General features: G+C 56.9%; 17 protein-coding genes and 2 tRNA genes. 10 read left to right on the top strand and 9 right to left on the bottom strand.

Features of this window, described 5'->3' with window-relative positions; genetic code table 11:
- Positions 1 to 272 precede the first annotated feature (272 nt).
- Both ACTQ1Z_RS07290 and ACTQ1Z_RS07285 read right to left on the bottom strand, forming a co-directional pair.
- Positions 273 to 348, bottom strand: a tRNA-Ala gene (locus tag ACTQ1Z_RS07290).
- A 62-nt stretch (positions 349 to 410) separates the two neighbouring features.
- Positions 411 to 487, bottom strand: a tRNA-Ile gene (locus ACTQ1Z_RS07285).
- Positions 488 to 654: 167 nt separating this feature from the next.
- On the opposite strand from ACTQ1Z_RS07285, the gene ACTQ1Z_RS07280 reads away from it, so the two are divergent.
- On the top strand, positions 655 to 1227 hold the full coding sequence (locus ACTQ1Z_RS07280; RefSeq protein WP_441859897.1) for a bifunctional nuclease family protein: 573 nt from the start codon (positions 655 to 657) through the stop codon (positions 1225 to 1227).
- 188 nt (positions 1228 to 1415) lie between these two features.
- Here ACTQ1Z_RS07280 and gyrA read toward each other — a convergent pair whose 3' ends face one another.
- The 7 genes from gyrA to ACTQ1Z_RS07245 all read right to left on the bottom strand — a co-directional run bounded on the left by gyrA (position 1416) and on the right by ACTQ1Z_RS07245 (position 12278).
- A complete protein-coding gene (gyrA, locus tag ACTQ1Z_RS07275; RefSeq protein WP_441859895.1) occupies positions 1416 to 4148 on the bottom strand; it encodes a DNA gyrase subunit A in 2733 nt (910 codons plus the stop codon).
- A 14-nt stretch (positions 4149 to 4162) separates the two neighbouring features.
- On the bottom strand, positions 4163 to 6199 hold the full coding sequence (gene gyrB, locus ACTQ1Z_RS07270) for a DNA topoisomerase (ATP-hydrolyzing) subunit B (RefSeq protein ID WP_320678531.1): 2037 nt from the start codon (positions 6197 to 6199) through the stop codon (positions 4163 to 4165).
- Between the two features lie 123 nt (positions 6200 to 6322).
- Entirely contained in the window at positions 6323 to 6928 is a 606-nt protein-coding gene (locus ACTQ1Z_RS07265) for a hypothetical protein (protein ID WP_441859893.1), read from the bottom strand.
- Complete coding sequence (gene recF / locus ACTQ1Z_RS07260; RefSeq protein WP_441859891.1) at positions 6918 to 8003, bottom strand: DNA replication/repair protein RecF; 1086 nt, start codon at positions 8001 to 8003, stop codon at positions 6918 to 6920. Before recF ends, ACTQ1Z_RS07265 begins: the two co-directional genes overlap by 11 nt.
- A gap of 3 nt (positions 8004 to 8006) precedes the next feature.
- Complete coding sequence (gene dnaN, locus ACTQ1Z_RS07255) at positions 8007 to 9110, bottom strand: DNA polymerase III subunit beta (RefSeq protein WP_320678526.1); 1104 nt, start codon at positions 9108 to 9110, stop codon at positions 8007 to 8009.
- Positions 9111 to 9348: 238 nt separating this feature from the next.
- Positions 9349 to 10923 carry a chromosomal replication initiator protein DnaA gene (locus ACTQ1Z_RS07250; protein WP_320678524.1) on the bottom strand — a complete coding sequence of 525 codons (1575 nt, stop codon included), beginning with the start codon at positions 10921 to 10923 and terminating at the stop codon, positions 9349 to 9351.
- 209 nt (positions 10924 to 11132) lie between these two features.
- Positions 11133 to 12278: an ATP-binding protein gene (locus ACTQ1Z_RS07245; protein WP_441859888.1), complete on the bottom strand. Its 1146-nt coding sequence runs from the start codon at positions 12276 to 12278 to the stop codon at positions 11133 to 11135.
- A gap of 499 nt (positions 12279 to 12777) precedes the next feature.
- On the opposite strand from ACTQ1Z_RS07245, the gene rpmH reads away from it, so the two are divergent.
- The 9 genes from rpmH to ACTQ1Z_RS07200 all read left to right on the top strand — a co-directional run bounded on the left by rpmH (position 12778) and on the right by ACTQ1Z_RS07200 (position 18102).
- A complete protein-coding gene (rpmH, locus tag ACTQ1Z_RS07240) occupies positions 12778 to 12912 on the top strand; it encodes a 50S ribosomal protein L34 (RefSeq protein WP_073296806.1) in 135 nt (44 codons plus the stop codon).
- A gap of 7 nt (positions 12913 to 12919) precedes the next feature.
- A complete protein-coding gene (gene rnpA / locus ACTQ1Z_RS07235; RefSeq protein ID WP_441859886.1) occupies positions 12920 to 13240 on the top strand; it encodes a ribonuclease P protein component in 321 nt (106 codons plus the stop codon).
- On the top strand, positions 13237 to 13479 hold the full coding sequence (gene yidD / locus ACTQ1Z_RS07230; RefSeq protein WP_343005387.1) for a membrane protein insertion efficiency factor YidD: 243 nt from the start codon (positions 13237 to 13239) through the stop codon (positions 13477 to 13479). Before rnpA ends, yidD begins: the two co-directional genes overlap by 4 nt.
- 26 nt (positions 13480 to 13505) lie before the next feature.
- Positions 13506 to 14267, top strand: coding sequence for a YidC/Oxa1 family membrane protein insertase (locus ACTQ1Z_RS07225; protein WP_441859884.1), 762 nt, complete (start codon positions 13506 to 13508; stop codon positions 14265 to 14267).
- A gap of 54 nt (positions 14268 to 14321) precedes the next feature.
- On the top strand, positions 14322 to 14894 hold the full coding sequence (locus ACTQ1Z_RS07220) for a Jag family protein (RefSeq protein ID WP_441859882.1): 573 nt from the start codon (positions 14322 to 14324) through the stop codon (positions 14892 to 14894).
- 451 nt (positions 14895 to 15345) lie between these two features.
- A complete protein-coding gene (gene rsmG, locus ACTQ1Z_RS07215) occupies positions 15346 to 16158 on the top strand; it encodes a 16S rRNA (guanine(527)-N(7))-methyltransferase RsmG (RefSeq protein ID WP_441859880.1) in 813 nt (270 codons plus the stop codon).
- A 39-nt stretch (positions 16159 to 16197) separates the two neighbouring features.
- A complete protein-coding gene (locus ACTQ1Z_RS07210; protein ID WP_320678511.1) occupies positions 16198 to 16998 on the top strand; it encodes a ParA family protein in 801 nt (266 codons plus the stop codon).
- Entirely contained in the window at positions 16991 to 17869 is an 879-nt protein-coding gene (locus tag ACTQ1Z_RS07205; protein ID WP_441859878.1) for a ParB/RepB/Spo0J family partition protein, read from the top strand. The genes ACTQ1Z_RS07210 and ACTQ1Z_RS07205 overlap by 8 nt, the downstream gene beginning before the upstream one ends.
- Entirely contained in the window at positions 17857 to 18102 is a 246-nt protein-coding gene (locus ACTQ1Z_RS07200) for a hypothetical protein (protein ID WP_441859876.1), read from the top strand. Before ACTQ1Z_RS07205 ends, ACTQ1Z_RS07200 begins: the two co-directional genes overlap by 13 nt.
- The last annotated feature ends 69 nt before the right edge of the window (positions 18103 to 18171 follow it).

Below are 18171 nucleotides of genomic sequence, written 5' to 3'. Positions count from 1 at the left end.
GGATGACGCGGAAACGGCCCCTCCCGGGGCCGTTTCAGTTCCAGATCGTTGTTTTCGCCCGCTGAGCTGGGCCTATGCCGGAATCTCTCCCACAGAAACCACCGAAGAGCCAATTATCAACGCTTTTGAAGCGGGCGACAGAGTCCGGAGAAACGATAGCGGTTACGCCTTTTCACGCTTCGCGGGCACTCAGAGATGCCTTGAGAATGCGGGCGTCGGGCAGGGGATGTCAGCATAAAAAAACGCCGGAGAAGTACTCCGGCGAAACAGACTGGTGGAGACGATGGGGATCGAACCCACGACCTCAGGCTTGCAAAGCCCGCGCTCTCCCAACTGAGCTACGTCCCCTTTTAGTAATAAACGCCCCAGCGGCGACTCGGCTCACGCTGGGGCGTTTATTTGCAAAAAGGTGGTGGGCCCGACAAGGTTCGAACTTGTGACCTCCCGGTTATCAGCCGGACGCTCTGACCAACTGAGCTACGGGCCCACATGCGGTGCGTCTTTCACATCGCGCTTGGCTATAATAAGCCAACCCAATGCCATAGGTCAACAGAAATTTAAAAATCTTTGAGAGTTTTTTCTGTCCATCCTATTGGGTAGGATTAACTACTACTTCAGGCGGGATTTCCCATTCACTCGGAGGGAGTGGAACATATGGTTCGCATGGTTATAACGAACGTCATCGTGGGCAATCCGCCCCTCCCCTCCGCAATCGTGCTTTCTCCCGCTGCGGATACGGGGGCAGACCCCAAGGTGGCCATCGACCACAACCTCAACGCAGAGGATATCATCGGCTCAGCGTCAATGGATGTTCTTCCCCTCAGCGTTGGCATGGTTGACGCCGCGCAGATCGCTCGCGCAGCAGACAGCGAGACCCACCGCCGTCCGGATACGCACGATCTCCTCTCGAGCGTTATCATCGTCCTGGGCGGCGAGGTTTCCTCCTCCAGCATCACCCGCGTTGAGGGCACAACCTTCTTCGCCACGGTTGACGTAATCGCAGGCGACGGCACCACCCACCACGTTGACGCTCGTCCCTCGGATGCCATTGCCTTGGCACTGCGTTGTGACAAGCCCATCCTCGCAAGCGAGGACGTCCTCTCCCGCGCAGGCCTCCCAAACTTCGAAGCCATCGCAAGCGACGAGAAGCGTCGCGAGGCCGAGGAGTTCCACGCCTTCGTCGAGTCCATCTCCCCCTCTGACTTCGAGTCTCCCCGCGAACCCTAACCAACGTCCAGGCCCCCAAAGCAGCCAGGACGCCCCAGTCCTGGACGGCGGCACATCGCCCCAACGTCAACAACAGGGCGCCGGCCCCGTGGGTGCTAAGCAAACATTTTCGAAACGCGCACCGCGCGTTGAGATGTTTGCGTGCACCCGCGAGGCCGGCGCCCGTCAGGTTAGTTAAGGCGATGTGCCTACTCGTCGATCAGGCTCTCGTCCATCTCCTCGTCACCGATATCGACCTTATCATCCTCGTTAGAGGCGGAGGATTCCTCGCCGCTCGCATTCTGGTCGGGCTCGTCCTTGGCGGCCCTCATGCGAGCGAGTGCGCAAACGGAGTCGTTATCGCCCACGCTCATAACCTTCACGCCCTGCGTCGAGCGTCCGAGCTTCGAGATGTCCTTCACCTTCACGCGGATAACGACACCATCCGTGGAGACAATCATGAGCTCGTGCTGCGGACCAACGACACGGCAGGCCGCAAGATTGCCCTTCTTGTCAGTCATAGTGATCGTGTAGACACCCTGGCCGCCACGCTTGTGCTCGGGATACTCAGCAACGGGTGTGCGCTTACCGTAACCCTTCTCAGTGATGACGAAGAGGTCACCATTGCCGTTGGTGATCTCCATGCCGAGCATCTTCGCATCACCCTTGAGGGTGATGCCGCGGACGCCGGAGGTATCGCGGCCCATCGGACGGACATCGCTCTCCGGGAACATGATGGCCTTGCCGTCGGTCGAGACGAGAATGACCTTGTCACCCTCGCGCACGCGACGAACGTTCACGAGCTCGTCACCGTCACGCAGGTTGATGGCGATGATGCCGTCGTGGCGTGTGCGGTCATACGCGCTCATGGCGGTCTTCTTCACCGTGCCATTCGCCGTTGCGAACATCAGGTATTCGTCCTCGGGGAAGGTGCGGCAGGTAATGACGGCCGTGGCGTGCTCGCCCTCGCTGAACGGCACGAGGTTGACGATCGCGGTGCCGCGGGCCGTGCGCTGGCCAATCGGCAGCTCGTGGACCTTGAGACGATAGACCTTACCCTTGTTCGAGAAGAACAGCACATAGTCATGCGTGCTCGCGACGAAGAGGTCCTCGACGAAGTCCTCGTCCTTGAGGCTCACTCCCTGGACGCCCTTGCCGCCGCGCTTCTGGGCACGGTAGGTGGCAACCGGGGTGCGCTTCACGTAGCCGGCGTGCGTCACGGTGATGACCATGTCCTCGTCGGCAATGAGATCCTCGACGTTGAGCTCCTTGGTGCCCTGAACGGAAATCTCGGTACGGCGCTTGTCGGCGAACTTGCGCTCGATCTCGCGCATCTCGTCCTTGATGACGGCGAGGATCTTCTCCGGGTTGGCAAGCAGGTCCTCGTAGTAGGCGATCGCCTTGCGAAGGCCGTCGAGCTCCTCCTGGATCTGATCGCGAGAGAGGCCCGTGAGGCGACGGAGGCGCATCTCGAGAATGGCCTGGGTCTGCTCAGGAGAGAAGCCAAAGCGCTCGATAAGGCGCTGGGAAGCCTCGGTGTCGGTCTGAGACGAACGGATGATGTGAATGACTTCGTCGATGTGGTCGAGAGCCATGAGATAACCCTCGAGGATGTGGGCACGAGCCTTCGCCTTCTTGAGGTCGAAGCGGGTGCGACGGGTCACCACGTCGACCTGGTGGTCGATATAGTGCTGCAGCATCTGGCGAAGCGTCAGGAGCTTGGGCACGCCATTCACGAGCGCCAGGTTGATCACGCCGAAGGTGGTCTGGAGCTGGGTGAACTTATACAGGTTGTTGAGGACGACCTGCGGGATGACATCCTTCTTGAGCTCGATGACGAGACGAATGCCCTTCTGGTTCGACTCGTCGCGGAGATCAGAAATGCCCTCGAGTCGCTTCTCGTTGACGAGCTGGGCAATCTTCTCCTGGAGCGCGCCCTTGTTGACCTGGTAGGGCATCTCGGTAAAGACGAGGCGGGCGCGGCCGGTCTTCGTCGTCTCGACGTGGGCCTTGGCGCGAACAGTCAGCGAGCCGCGACCAGTCTCATAGGCGTCGCGGATGCCATTAGTGCCCATGATTTTGGCGCCCGTCGGGAAGTCCGGGCCAGGCATGACCGACATGAGCTCGTCGGTCGTCGCATCCGGGTTATCGATGAGCATGCACGTGGCCTCGATGGCCTCACCGAGGTTGTGCGGCGGAATGTTGGTCGCCATACCAACCGCGATGCCGTTGCAACCATTGACCAGGAGGTTCGGGAAACGGGCAGGCAGGACGGAGGGCTCGGAGAGCGACTCGTCATAGTTGGGCTGCCAGTCGACCGTGTCCTTCTGGAGATCGCGGAGGAGCTCCATGGCGGGCTTGGCGAGACGGCTCTCCGTGTAACGCATAGCGGCTGCGGAGTCGCCGTCGATGTTGCCGAAGTTACCATGGCCATCCACGAGCGGGGTGCGCATGCTGAACCACTGGGCCAGGCGGACCATCGTGTCATAGACGGCGGAGTCACCATGCGGGTGGTACTTGCCGATAACTTCGCCGACCGTCCACGCACTCTTCTTGTGCGGGCGGTTGGGGAAGATGCCACTCTCGTTCATCGCATAGAGGATGCGGCGGTGGACCGGCTTCAGACCATCGCGAACGTCCGGCAGAGCACGAGCGGTAATGACCGACATCGAGTATTCAATGAAGGACTGGCGCATCTCATGGCCAAACTCGCTGATCTGGAGAGCGCCGCCGTGCTCATCTAGCTCGCCAGAGTCGGTTCCGCGGCCGGCGGCACCAAACTCCTCCTCGAGCTCGCCGTCATCCTCCTCTTCGGCCTCGTCGTCAGACTCAACGTAGACGTCAGTGCCGTCATCCTCGGCAGAGGCGCGATCAAGCAGGCGCTTGAGGTCGTCAGGCAGGTCTGCCCCGGCCTCGTTGTTGGTGTTGTTATCGTCTGCCACTTCTGGCCTTTCTCTTAGGCGTCCAGATAACGGGCGTCATGGGCGTGGCGCTCGATGTAGTCACGGCGGTACTCGACCTCGGTACCCATGAGCTCGCGGACTGCGCGGTCCGCGGCGGCAGCGTCCTCGATGGTCACGCGCTGGAGGATGCGGGTCTTGGGATCCATAGTCGTGGATGCAAGCTGCTTCGGGTCCATCTCGCCCAGGCCCTTGTAGCGCTGGACGTCATAGCCCTTCTTCTTTTTCTTGAGCTTGCCGGAATCGTCCTTGGTGTCCTCGTCCTCATCCGGGCTGAAGCCCAGGGAGCGGATGGTGTCGCGGAGAATTTCTTCCTCCGGCTGACGGCCGTTGGGATAGACGTAGTGAATCTTCTTACGCACCTTGACGCCGAAGATCGGCGGACAGGCGACATAGATGTAGCCAGCGTCAATGAGCGGGCGCATGTACTTGTAGAAGAAGGTCATCAGCAGGATACGGATGTGAGCGCCGTCGACGTCTGCATCGGTCATGATGATGATCTTGTGGTAGCGAGCCTTGGTGATGTCGAAATCGCCGCCCTCACCATTGCCCGTGGTCACACCGGTACCGATGGCCGTGATGAGCGACTGGATGGTTTCACTCGAGAAGGCGCGGTGATCGCCGACGCGCTCGACGTTCAGGATCTTGCCGCGCAGGGGGAGAATCGCCTGGATGTCTCGGCGACGGCCGTCCTTGGCCGAACCGCCCGCCGAGTCGCCCTCGACGATAAAGAGCTCGGTGAGCTCAGCGTCGCGAACGGAGCAGTCCGCAAGCTTACCGGGAAGAGCCGCGCTCTCGAGGAGGCTCTTGCGGCGCGTTGCTTCGCGAGCCTTGCGGGCGGCAGTGCGGGCCTTGCTTGCCTGCTGGGCCTTGTTGACGATGGTGCGAGCCTGCTTGGGATGTTCCTCGAGGTACTCCGCAAGGCCATCGGCGACGACCTTGTTGGTGAGCGAGCGCATGTAGGAGCTGCCGAGCTTGGCCTTGGTCTGGCCCTCGAACTGCGGGTCCGGAAGCTTGACGGAGATGACGGCGGAGAGGCCCTCGCGAACGTCGTCGCCCGTGAGGTTGGGCTCCTTTTCCTTGAGAAGGCCCTGCTTGCGCGCATAGTCATTGATGACGCGAGTAAGCGCGGTGCGGAAGCCCTCGAGGTGCATGCCGCCCTCGGGCGTGTAGATGTCGTTGGCGAACGACATCACGCTCTCACCGTAGCCGGTATTCCACTGGAGGGAGACCTCAACCTCGCCCATCTTCTCGACGGGCGTGCCCTCCTCGGTCTTGCCGGCGAGGTAGATGGGATCCTTGAGGCCCTCAGGGACGTCCTTGCCCTCGTTCAGGAACTTGACGAAGTCAATGATGCCGCCGGCGTAGCAGAACTCGACGACGCGCGGCGTCACCTCACGCTCGTCCGTCAGGACGATCTTGAGGTTCTTGTTGAGGAAGGCCGTCTCCTGAAGACGGTTGTGGAGGGTGTCGAAATCATAGACGCATGTCTCGAAGATCTCGTCATCCGGCCAGAAGGTGACCGTGGTGCCCGTAGTAGTGGACTCGCCAACAACTTTCATCTTCTCGACGGTCTTGCCGCGCGAGAACTCCATCTCGTAGATGTGGCCGTCGCGCTTGACCTGAACGACGACCCTCTTGGAGAGGGCGTTCACGACGGAGATGCCCACGCCGTGGAGGCCGCCCGAGACCTTGTACGCACTGTTATCGAACTTGCCGCCGGCGTGGAGGATCGTCATGACGACTTCGAGAGTCGGGATCTTCTTCACGGGGTGCAGGTCAACGGGGATGCCGCGGCCGTTGTCGACGACAGTGATGGAGTTGTCGGCGTGCACCGTGACGCGAATCTCGTTGCAGAATCCAGCCATGGCCTCGTCGACAGAGTTGTCGACAATCTCCCACACGAGATGGTGGAGACCGCTCGAGCTGGTCGAGCCGATATACATGCCCGGACGCTTGCGAACAGCCTCAAGACCCTCGAGAATCTTGATCTCGCCGCCGTCGTAGCCATGTTCATTGGGAGACTCTGACACCCGACAGTCCTTTCCTTAGGGTTTCTAGTCAATCTTTACTAGTTTAGTACAGGCTCCCTATTTGGCACAGCCTAAACCTAAATCGACGAAAACCCTTACGCACAATATGGCTCTGGCGGATTGTCAGGGGTTCTGCGGGTCCCTTTTGATTTCTCGCGTACTTTCCAACTTCGCGCGTCGAATTGAGTATTCCATCGCTTTAGACGCGTTTTCGCGCAGGCGAGGGTCAAGCCTCGAAACCTTATCGGCGATACGCGCCGCTTCAATAGTGGAAAGGGGCGGGAGTTCCTCCTCGACACGGGAGGGTTCCTCTTGCGTTATGGCACGCTCACCCGCCTTCCTACTCAGCTTGAACCTCACGCGGGCGACCTCAAGGCCCTCGTATGAGAGCCGGTCAACGAAAAGCTCCGCGTTAGTGGTGAGGTCAACCATGAGCGCGTTGCCATCGAGGTAGACGACAAGTTCCGGCAGGCCCACGCCGCTTTTGGGCTTATTGAGCCAGACGGCAACCGTATTTTTGGCAGCGCGTTTACCGCAAACCTTCCTCCATGCGTGCAGGGCCTTGTTCACGTCCGACGCGCCGCGAGCGACCCTCTTATCGACATAGGCGGCGACTACGTCTGCCGCAGTGGCGGCAGCGTGCTGCTTGGCGGGATCGAGCGGGTCATAGACGCTCCTCGCCGCGGCGCGGGCCCGACCGCCCTCGTGTCCGTAGTACCTAGCCGCCATAACGGACCACCTTCATCCCCTCGAGAAGGCTGTCGTCGAAGTAGCCGAGGTTGGTCGTCGTGATGACCGTCTGAATCCCACCCTCGACAAACTTCGTCACGCAAGCTCGGCGGTTCTCGTCAAGCTCACTCATGACGTCATCGAGCAAAAGCAGTGGCCTTTCGCCGAGAAGGTCTTCGCAGAGCCTCACCTCCGCCATCTTCCAAGCGAGGGCGACGGTACGCTGCTGTCCCTGACTGCCGAACGCCCGGGCGTCGCGCCCCTCGATCTCGAAGGAGATATCGTCGCGATGAGGGCCGACGAGAGTCTGTCCTCGACGGAGGTCGTCATCGCGGCTCTCCTCCATGCGCCGGAGCATGAGATCGCGAAGCTGGTCGCGTCCCATGCCCGCCTCGGCACCGGCGACGCTCGGCACATAGCGGCAAGCGAGCACCTCTCCGGAGGCAACATCCGCGTACACCTCACCCACGAGCGAGGAGAGGCGCGTGAAGAGGTTGAGGCGATGGTGAAGGAGCGTCGCGCCGCCCAGGGCCACCGACTCGTCCCACGCGTCGAGAAGAACGGGGTCGCAACCATCCTTCAGAAGGCGATTTCGCTGTTCGACGGAACGCGTATATGCCGAGAGAACCTTGCGATACCCGACGTTCGCCTGGGCTCCAAACGAATCGAGCTCTCCCCTGCGCATCGAGGCCGAACCCTTTACGAGCGATAGGTCATCGGGGCAGAAGAGAATCGAGAGTAGGGTTCCCGGCAGGTCCTGACTGCGACAGGGCTTGCCATTTCTCAGGAACTTGCGCGAGCCTTCGGCGGCAACGAGCTCGACGTCAACCACTCGCCCATCGCCCTCGAGACGCGCGGACACACGCGCCTCCCGAGCTCCGGGAGCGACGAGCTCTGCCGGAGACGGACGGCGGAACGATTGCCCCGCGGTGAGGTATTGGAGCGCCTCGACGGTGTTCGTCTTTCCAACGGCATTGGGTCCCACAAGGACCGTCACGCCGGGCGAAGGCTCGAGCACGACCCCGTCGAGGTTCCTATATCCGCTGAACGAGATCCGAGTGACGACGAGAGACACGGGCTACATCCGCACGGGCATGAGCAGGTACAGGTAGTTGATCTTCGAGTAGCTCTTGAAGACGCCGGGACGCATCTTCTCCTGGAGCTCGAGCGTGACTTCGCTCTCCTGATTAAGGGCGCTCACGCAATCGCCGACATAGCGATAGTTCATGCCAATGGAGTTCGATTGACCCTCGACGTTGACGGAAAGCTGCTCGCGAGCGTCTCCCTGATCCGGCGAGGTCGATGAGAGAAGCATCTGCCCGGAATCGGCGTCGACGTCGAGCCTCACGGAGGAGTTCGACGTGGCGATGGAGCTGACGCGGCGCAGGGCGCCGGCGAGATCCGCGACCTTCACCTTGACGGAGGTGAGGCAGGTGGACGGAATCAGCTTCTTGTAGTCGGGGAAGGTGCCTTCGATGCGCCTGGAGACATAGGTGGTGTTACCAAACACGAAGATGACCTGGTTCGCAGTGCTGCCGATGATGATCGTCGGGGACTCGCTGGGAAGCGACAGGACGTCGTGGAACACGGTGCCCGGGATGATCATCTCGAAGGTCCCGTCGAGAGAGGAGGTCTCGACATTGGTGTCGCACACAACGAGACGATAGGAATCCGTGGCAACGAGACGCACGAGGTTCTCCTCGACGTTGAGCAGGACGCCCGCAAGGATCGGGCGGCTCGTGTCGCGGGAGGTCACCTTATAGACCTTGTCGACCATCTCCGAAAGGATGTTGCAGGGTAGCTCAACCGAGCGCTCCATCGCGATCTCCGGGAAGCTCGGGAAGTCGGCGGCGTTCAGGCAATTGAGGTGGAAGGAGCTCTTGTCGCACGTAAGGTGGATGGTGCCCTCGCCGCCGTCGAAGGTCACGGCCGAGTCAGACAGGTTCTTCACGACGCTCGTGAGCATACGTCCTGAGATGACGGTTTCGCCCCCCTCCTCGACGTTGGCTGCGATCTTGTGTCGAATCGAAGTGTCGAGATCGGAAGCCTGCATTTCTAGAGTGCCGCCGGAGGCCTTCATGAGGATGCCTCCGAGGACGGGAATGGTCGAGTGAGTGGCGATTCCCTTCGAGACGATGGAGAGCGCCTTGGCAAGGGACGACTGGCTGACGGTGAAACGCATGTGTCTCTCCTATCTATATCTATTTATATATAGATATACATGTTAGTAATGGTAGTAAGGCGTGTAGAAACGTAGAAAACTTCTTAACAGTGCTGGTAGATGACTTATTTCGCTGGCGCATTCACGGGTGATAGAGAACCTGAGTTATCTACAGAGAATAGCGGCTGAAATTCTTTCAACATTTTGACCCCGGTTTTCCACCATCCTCTACCACCTTTCGACATTTCGTTGTCGAATGCTAAGAGCTCGCCATCAGGTCCTCCTTGAGGCGCATGATCTTGTCGTAGACGATGCGGTCCTCCGTGCGGCGTTCCTCGACCCACTTAAGGCTGTGCTTTACCGTCGCGTGGGTGCGGCCGCCAAAGCGCTCGCCGATGTCCGCGAGGGTCGAGTCCGTGAGCTCTCGCGCAAGCCACACAGCGACGTGGCGTGGTTCCATGAGGGTCTTGTTGCGCTTGTCTCCCACGAGGTCCGTGTGGGTGACGTTGTACCTGGTCTCGACGAACTTCTGGATCTGCTCAATCGTGAAGGTGCGTGTGTTGGCGCCCCACTTCGCCTCGGCGATCTTCGTGATGTCCTCGCGCGTGAGGGAAGACCCTCCGCGTTGCCTGTTGGCGGCCTCGAGGATGCAGACCTGACAGAAGCTCTTTATGGTGCGGATTGATGCGCCGGAGCGCTCCGCCATGAACTCAAGGTCCTCTTCGGTGAGCTCGCCGTCGTAGGCGGCGTCATCCATCTCTCGCGCGAAGTCCTTCATCCTCTTATAAAAGGTCCTGAGGAGGCCGAGCTTGAGCTCATAGTTCGGGACCTGGATGGAAATGGTCACGCCTGAGTCGAGGCGGGTGGACACGCGTTCCTCGAGACCGAGCTCGATGGGGCTCTTGTCTGCGGCGAGCACGATCTGCTTGCCGTGGCTCGTGAGGAAGTTGAAGGTGTCAAAGAAGAACTGGACGGATCCCGCCTTCGAACGGAAGCCCTGAATGTCGTCGATGATGAGGACGTCGACGCCGTGGTAGTTGTCCGTGAGCGCCTGCTTGACGTCCTTCGTGGTGTCTACCATCGCGGTGCTGTAGTCATTTACGAATTCTGTAGCGGTTCGATACACGCAGACGCGTTCCGGGTCGTTGACGGAGAGATAGTTCTGGATGGCCTTGAGTAGGTGAGTCTTACCCATCCCCGGGCCACCGTAGATAAAGAGCGGGTTGTAGGCGTGGCTGCCGTTGGCGACCGCCTTTGCCGCCTGGAGAGCCATGCGGTTCTCCTCACCCTCGATAAACGTATCGAAGGTGAGCTCTGAATCCTCGGGTGCGATATCTCCCACGAGGGGGTTCTTCCGAGGAGTCGCCGACGCGGGCGCCTCCTGCGTCGCGACGGGTTCGGCGGAGGGGTTCATCAGGCGCTCGAGCTCCTCGCGCGAGATGGTCGTCTGGGTTTGGTGGATATGGGGCATGGGCGCTGGCGTGACCTGGGGCGCAGGCGCTTGAGGAGCTGGTGCCTGTTGCCGTGCGGCGCTGGAGCGCGCAGCGGACGGGTTGCCGGAAGGCGCCCCTCCTGCCAGCGTCACGCGCACGTTGAAGTGCTGGAAGGCTGCCCTTTCAAGGGCATCTTCGATGATCGGTGCGTTTCTCTCGACGTTGCGCTTTACGAACGCGCCCTTGACCGAAATGGTCAGGGTGTCCTCCGTGAGGTCCTCCGCCGTGCAGCTGCGAAGCATGGCGAGGGTGGCGGGTGCCATCCCCTCTTCTTCGAGCATATTCGTCACGTCGTCCCAGAGGATCTGGGCATCTGACTCTTGGGTTGAGAGATCGCTCATTGTGCGTGGATCCAAACTGTCTGAACGGCGCGCCGCCGTCCTTCTCCCAAAATGTTGAAAACTCATTATATGTGAGCTTTGAGCTGAGGTGGAGCAAGTGTTGAAAACCGATTCGGGGCGGCGGTGAAACTCTGATGCCACCGCCGCCCCGAAGCGATTCGATGCTGTTTGGGGAAACGGTCGGATATCCCCGCTGGCTTACCGGTTTTCTACTGCTGGATGAGCGTCATGCCCATATCCGTGAGGAACCGCTTCTGCCCCCTCTTGGTGACTATGCCCTGGTTCTCCATCTCCTGAAGCTGGCGGCTCCAAGTTGCGTTTGATCCGCCGTATGCCGCCACGAGGTCGACCACGCCCACGCTCTCGTGCTGGGCGAGATAGGCGATGACTTGCTGCGCCCTCTCGCTGAGAGGTGACGGGTGCATTTGCTGCTGCCAAGGCATTTGCTGCTGGTAGGGAGCCTGTGGCATTCCTTGGGCGTATGGGTAGTAACCCTGTGGCGCGCCTTGCGTCGCCGGCCAGGCCCCGGCGCCCCATGGCTGGGGCATTTGTTGCGGATAGCCCTGCTGGTATTGGGGCATCCCTTGCTGCTGTGCTTGCGGCTGGAACTGGCCCATGCCCTGCTGGGGATAGCCCGTCATCTGCTGGGGATACTGTGCCCCTGCCTGCGGAGGATATTGCTGCGCGCCTGGCTGCCATCCTTGCTGATAGGGATTCTGCCCGGGTGCTGCCGCCATGCCCTGGGGCTGTTGCCAAGCCTCGTTCGCCGGCTGCATCGCAGGTACGGGCTCATTCGCGCTCTCATTGGGCATCGAAATCGTCACGATGGTGCCACAGTTGATGTTGTCTTCGATGGTGAGCGTGCCGCCGTGGTCTTCCATGTACTGCTGGGCGTAAGGAAGGCCTGATCCCACACCTCGAATGTATTTCTTCATCTCCTCCGTTGCGGAGCTGGTTCCGTATTCGAGTGCGCGGTCCTTCTCGCGGATGCCGGGTCCCTGGTCTGAGAAGCGGATGGTGTTTCCGCCGTCGAGGATGGAGACAGTCGGCTCCTTGAAATATGCGTGGACGAGGTTCTCAACAACCTCGCGGATGACCGTGAACGAGATCTTACCGCCCTGCTCCTTGGCGAGGCGCGTGACGGTCGCGGTGATCTCCTCCAGATAAGAGCGCACGTCCGACGGCTGAATAACGACCACCCTCGGTGCTGCCGCGGGGTCATCGAAGATGGCGATTCGTGTGGGATTGGTGACGACCTCGCCAAGTTCGGGCGAGGTGGAGTTTTCCACCTTGTCTGCTCCCGCGCCTATTTCCGTTGGCCCTTCTCCTACGAAGGGATAGAAGGCATCTGCCATCTTTCATCCATTTCTTTCACGGCCCTAGCGGGGCTTTTCATGCTCTTTCAACAAGATTCCAACAGATGATGAAAACTTGCACAAGCTTTCTTTCACCAACCGAAAGTTGTCAACATCTGACGAAAGATTGTTGATAACCTGCGATGACAAACATCCAGCTGCTCGTGAAATACCTTGTCTACAGGCAAAATGTTTCACGTTGCACTGTTGATTATTTCATCCTTTGCGGATGATTTCCGCCTATTTCTGAAATGTTTGGCAACAGATTTTCTCCTCATGAAAGGCCGATCGATAGCGAACACAAGGTCTTGTTGTTGCGCCCCTGGTGGACCTCACCCGTTGTGGTTTCGTGGCCAAGGCGTGCAAATGAGGTGCTTTTCTGTGGGATAACCTCGCAATTTCCCAATATTCAAATTGACATCATGCAACCCACACCCCTACAATCGGAGAGCTTGACTGCTAATGCAGTGATGAGATTTGTCACTCAGGAGGAACCACTATGAAGCGTACGTACCAGCCCAATAAGCGCAAGCGCGCCAAGTGCCACGGCTTCCGTGCTCGCATGGCCACCAAGGGCGGCCGCGCCGTTCTCGCCCGTCGCCGTGCCAAGGGTCGCAAGAAGCTCACTGTCTAGGACATTCATGGAGACCATCAAGTCCAAAAGGGATTTTGAGAAGGTCTTCCGTGGTGGTAAGCGGCTCAACCATCCTCTCGTCAGACTCACTGTGAGTCCTGTCGAGGGAGATGGTGTGGGCCGCGTTGCCTATGTCGCTGCAAAGAAGCTCGGATGTGCGCCGCATCGCAATAGGTGCAAGCGTGTACTTCGAGCTGCGGCGGCGGAGGCGGATTTTCCGCCAGAGGGCTTCGATGTGATTCTTTTCTCGACGCCAGCGACGTACGAGGCCACCTCTCACGAGGTTGCCGCGGCGCTTGCAAAGCTGAGGAAGAGAATCAACGGATGATTACTACGGAGAAGGATGGGCAGGGCTTTATCGCCCGTTGCCTCATTCGTTTCGTGAAGGCATACAAGCGATATGTCTCGCCCATCCTTCCTCCGTCATGCATCTATGAACCAACCTGTTCTGAGTACGCCATAGAGGCGCTTCGCCGGTATGGCGCACTCAGAGGTGGTTGGCTTACCCTGGCGCGCATCGCCAGGTGTAATCCTTTCCACAAAGGCGGCTATGACCCCGTCCCGTAAGGACGGAACAACTGGAGGTACTTCCCATGTGGGATGGAATCATCTACGTCATTGCCCAGATCCTGACGTTCATTGCGAACCTCGTCGGTGACTGGGGCCTGGCAATCATCATTCTTACGGCCATCATCCGTATTCTGCTCACCCCTCTTACCGTGAGCTCGACGCGCTCGATGGCTAAGATGCAGGTCCTGCAGCCGAAGATGATGGAGATTCAGGAGCGCTACGCGGATGATCCCCAGCGCATGAACCTCGAGATGCAGAAGTTCTACAGCGAGAACAAGTTCAACCCGCTGGGTGGCTGCCTGCCTACGCTCATTCAGATGCCGGTCTTCTTTGCTCTCTTCTCGGTGCTTCGCTACCAGATTCCCGCCGACGCCCACTTTTACGGCATCTTCGAGTCCCTCGCACTTTCCCCGAACGGTGCCGTCCTCGAGCTCGGTTGGGCTGCCGCTTGGCTCTACATCGTATTCGACCTCGCCTTTGGTGTCCTGACGCTCATCCCGATGCTGCTTAACCAGCAGGCTACGGAGTCCATGCAGGGTCAGCAGACCAAGATCATGGGCATCGTTATGGCGCTCATGATGATGTGGTTCGGCTGGTCCGTGCCCATCGGCGTTGTTCTTTACTACGTCACCTCTTCTGCTTGGGGCGTCGTCCAGCAGATCTTCATCACTCGCAAGGTGACCGAGAAGGCTAAGGCCGAGGAGGCCGAGCGTCTGGCTAACCAGCCGGTGAACATCAACGTCGTTCGCCGTGAGCGCAAGCAGCGCCCGCACAAGAAGTCCTAGGTCTTACGACATATATCCGTGCAGGTCGCGCATCCTCGTTAGAAGATGCGCGACATGTCTTATCTGGAGGTAAACATGAGCGAGGAGATTGTGGAGACCGTCGAGGAGTTCGACGCCATCCGCTCCGCCTACGTAGAGACAGGCGATCTCACTGATGACCAGGTAGATAAGGTCGCAGACGCTGCGATTGAGATTCTTAGGTCTATTCTGGGATGTTTTGGAGAGAACAATAGTTCGATTGATGAGTATGATGGCGACGAGGGTGAGCTGATCCTCGATGTCAACGGTGGTGATCTCGCCATTCTCATTGGCCGCCATGGTGTGACTCTCGATGCCCTTCAGGTAGTCTTCTCTTCTATGCTTTCCAAGAAGATTGGCTTCCACTATCCGATCGTTGTCGATATTGAGGGTTACAAGAGCCGTCGCCGCGATAAGGTTCAGTCTGTTGCCCGCAACGCCGCCTCCAAGGCTCGTAAGAACGGCCGCGCCGTGAAGCTTGCTCCGATGAATGCCTATGAGCGCAGGCTTGTTCACCTTGCGCTCCGTAGTGATGACTCGATTACTACGCATTCTGAGGGTGTTGATCCCGAGAGATGCGTTGTAATTACTCCGGTCAAGCAGCAGTAAGTCGTTTTACATAGGGTTTCATTCAGGGAGGCTTCGGCCTCCCTTTTCTTTTATCGAACGACCCTATGTGTTTGGGAGTGTGTTTGCCGTTTCTCGATCACGGTATTGAGACTATTTAATACGCGCTCTCATGCCTTCCGTATCATCTTCGATTGTCTCCTTTGATGATTAGTCGCGAGGTAGTAAGAGAAGCAAACCAACTACGTATATCGTGCACTGAGTAATTCAAGTATGTATCCACTATTCACTTGCTTGGTGCTTCTTTATTTCTTGAAGAACTTTGGCCACCCTTTGCACCGAGTTCTACTGAATCTCAAAACGTGTTACTCAGCTTGGATATCTACGTAAGATATTGTCATTCGGCTCATTTATCATTGAGCCTGTTGATCACCATTTCCTAATGACAAAACTTCTCGCTTCGGGAAGTTTTGTCATAGATTGGATCCATCCTATGGTTGCTACTTGGAATGAGTTTGAGAATCAGGCATGGCTCGATTCCCAACTTTCAATTCGAGGCGCTGAGAGCGTTTCTCAGGCTTTAAAACAACTTCTTGCTATGGCTGATGCATTTGACATCAAACTAGGCCTTAGAGAGGCTTCTATGGCCGTACGACACCTTCAGCTAATGCTTGCAAAGAATGAGTGCGTGAATCTCACAGCTATTAAAGAGCCCGAGAAGGCTCTTATCCTTCATAGTCTTGACTCTCTACTTTTTCTGAAGGTGCTTCAAAGTCATAACCTTCTACTTGATAAAAATCAGAAACTTCTTGATATGGGTACTGGCGGAGGTTTTCCTGGCCTTACTCTTGCGGGTTGTCTTCCGTGTCAAGTGACGCTTCTCGATTCGGTCGGTAAGAAGGTAAAAGCCTGCTCTGAGTTTGCAGATGATCTGCTTCTCTCTGATCGTGTTCAGTGTGTACATGGCCGTCTTGAGGAATATGCGAAGGTCATTCATGGTTCACAAGATGTGGTTGTTGCACGCGCTCTTGCACCTCTCGATATTCTTCTTGAATATGCTGAACCTTATCTAAAGCGAAATGGTTATCTTGTATTTGGTAAAGGTAAGCCTGATGAGGAAGAGCTTTCTAAGGCAGAATATGTCTCTTCCCTACTTGGTTATTCGAATGTTTCACGTGAAACATTCGAACTTCCTCACGGTATGGGTCATAGAGAGATATTTGTCTATCAAAAGACATCTCGTAGTAAGGTAAAGTTACCTCGTAAGAATGGCGAAGCGCGAAACAACCCCCTGGCAAATCGCTAGTGTTTCACGTGAAACAATTGACTCAGAGAATGGAAAGCTATGGGATATAAAGATGTAAAACGCAGTAATCCGAGCAAACCATCCCATGTCCTGGCGATTATTAACCAGAAAGGTGGCGTTGGTAAATCAACAACCGCAATCAACCTCTCTGCTGCACTTGGTGAAGAGGGTAAAAAGTGCTTGGTTGTTGATTTTGATCCCCAGGGAAATACAACCAGTGGTTATGGCATAGATAAAGAAGGGCTTGAGCACGACATTTATGACGCTCTTCTTGATGGTTACGAATTCAGCGAACTCATTGTCGGAACTCCTGAGAAAAAGGTGTTTGTTGTCCCTGCAACTATTCAATTGGCAGGTGCAGAGATCGAGCTAGTGAGCAAGATAGCTCGCGAAAGCATTCTTAAGAACCTGATTGATACCGTTAAGGACGATTTTGACTATGTCTTTATTGACTGTCCTCCGTCTCTCGGCCTTCTAACGATCAATGCCCTGTCTGCAGCTGACGGTCTTCTCATTCCTATTCAGTGCGAGTACTACGCTCTTGAGGGTGTTACAAAGCTTCTAGAGTCGATGAAGCTGGTAAAGGGTAGCCTTAACAGGGAACTTGATGTTTTCGGTGTCCTTATGACCATGTATGACGGTCGTACTACGCTTTCTAACCAGGTTGTTGAGGAAGTAAAGAAGTACTTTGGGAAGATTGTCTTTAAGACCGTTATTCCTAGAAGCGTAAAGATTTCCGAAGCCCCAAGCCATGGACTCCCCATTGCTATGTATGCAGCTACGAATAAGGGTGCAATTGCATACAGGGCTCTTGCAAGAGAGGTGATCCGTCGTGGCTAAGAAAGCAGCCCTTGGAAAGGGTTTGAACGCGCTCTTCACTGAGACGGCCGCTGAATCAGGTTCCGAGCCAGAGGCATCATTGCCAATTGCAAGCATTGTCACAAATCCTGACCAGCCGCGTAAAAGCTTTGATGAAACACAGCTTTCCGAGCTGTCTGACTCAATTAAGCAGAATGGTGTTCTTCAGCCTATTCTTGTTAGGAAAAAGGGCGAAAAGTACGAGATTGTTGCAGGAGAGCGTCGATATCAGGCAAGCAAGCTTGCTGGTCTGAAAGAGATTCCTGCAATTGTTCGTGAAATTGATGACGCAGAAGTATTCCAACTTGCTCTAATTGAGAACCTGCAGCGATCTGATCTCACCCCCATTGAAGAGGCGAGAGGGTATAGGCAGCTGTTAGATACTAAGGGACTCACTCAGGAGGGGCTAGCAAAGATTCTCTCGAAGTCTCGTTCTGCGATTGCTAACACGCTACGTCTTATCGATCTTCCTCAAGAGGTTCAGGACATGATGGAGGAAGGTCAAATAACCGCAGGTCATGCTCGTGCAATCCTTGCTGTCCCTAGCGAGGAAGGCAGAATCAAGCTTGCTCAGAAGGTCGTTGCCGAGAATCTGACTGTTCGACAGACAGAAAATCTCGCACCACTATTTTCTGTCACGCGCGACGAGATAAAGCCTAAGAATCCTGCTCCTCAGTACTTTAAGAGGGCAGCGAGGACGTTGAGACAGGCTCTTGATACAACCGTTAAGGTTAAGCAGGTTCGTGGTAAGAACAAGATCGAAATCGAATTCAAGGATGAGGATGATCTTGCCCGTATCATCGATCAGCTGTCTTCCGGTTCTCAATCGCAGGAGAGCTCATGGGAAGGCTAGCAAAGTCACTAAACAGCGTGATGTTGCTTGGTGGTGCGTCCTTGGTCGTTTGGAACCTACTCCTTGATGAGAGGGCCAAGCAAAGCGTTAGGGGTGCCGCTGATCAGGTCGTGAACCTGGGAAGCCATCTTCTCAACACCTATATGGAGCCAAATCAAATGACGAATGATGAGGCTGCGGCTGCATATAACAGGGCATGGGTTGAGCAGCAGTGGAGAGAAGTTGGCTACTAAAGGAGATTGACCAAAGAGCACGGTCAGACGTCCTTGACCAAACACAATGGTGGAAAATGAAAGGGGAGT

Source organism: Parolsenella sp. LCP21S3_E11 (assembly GCF_052118165.1).
Taxonomy (GTDB): Bacteria; Actinomycetota; Coriobacteriia; order Coriobacteriales; family Atopobiaceae; genus Parolsenella.
The sequence above is the reverse complement of the archived record's forward strand: the minus strand, read 5'-3'. Positions and strand labels throughout refer to the sequence as shown.

Coding starts and splice junctions, on each gene's coding strand:
- rsmG (WP_441859880.1), top strand. CDS start 15,346: ATGGTTGCTACTTGGAATGAGTTTGAGAATCAGGCATGGCTCGATTCC.
- ACTQ1Z_RS07250 (WP_320678524.1), bottom strand. CDS start 10,923: ATGAGCGATCTCTCAACCCAAGAGTCAGATGCCCAGATCCTCTGGGAC.
- ACTQ1Z_RS07220 (WP_441859882.1), top strand. CDS start 14,322: ATGTCTTATCTGGAGGTAAACATGAGCGAGGAGATTGTGGAGACCGTC.
- yidD (WP_343005387.1), top strand. CDS start 13,237: ATGATTACTACGGAGAAGGATGGGCAGGGCTTTATCGCCCGTTGCCTC.
- dnaN (WP_320678526.1), bottom strand. CDS start 9,110: ATGCGTTTCACCGTCAGCCAGTCGTCCCTTGCCAAGGCGCTCTCCATC.
- rnpA (WP_441859886.1), top strand. CDS start 12,920: ATGGAGACCATCAAGTCCAAAAGGGATTTTGAGAAGGTCTTCCGTGGT.
- ACTQ1Z_RS07265 (WP_441859893.1), bottom strand. CDS start 6,928: ATGGCGGCTAGGTACTACGGACACGAGGGCGGTCGGGCCCGCGCCGCG.
- ACTQ1Z_RS07210 (WP_320678511.1), top strand. CDS start 16,198: ATGGGATATAAAGATGTAAAACGCAGTAATCCGAGCAAACCATCCCAT.
- rpmH (WP_073296806.1), top strand. CDS start 12,778: ATGAAGCGTACGTACCAGCCCAATAAGCGCAAGCGCGCCAAGTGCCAC.
- ACTQ1Z_RS07200 (WP_441859876.1), top strand. CDS start 17,857: ATGGGAAGGCTAGCAAAGTCACTAAACAGCGTGATGTTGCTTGGTGGT.
- ACTQ1Z_RS07225 (WP_441859884.1), top strand. CDS start 13,506: ATGTGGGATGGAATCATCTACGTCATTGCCCAGATCCTGACGTTCATT.
- ACTQ1Z_RS07245 (WP_441859888.1), bottom strand. CDS start 12,278: ATGGCAGATGCCTTCTATCCCTTCGTAGGAGAAGGGCCAACGGAAATA.
- ACTQ1Z_RS07280 (WP_441859897.1), top strand. CDS start 655: ATGGTTCGCATGGTTATAACGAACGTCATCGTGGGCAATCCGCCCCTC.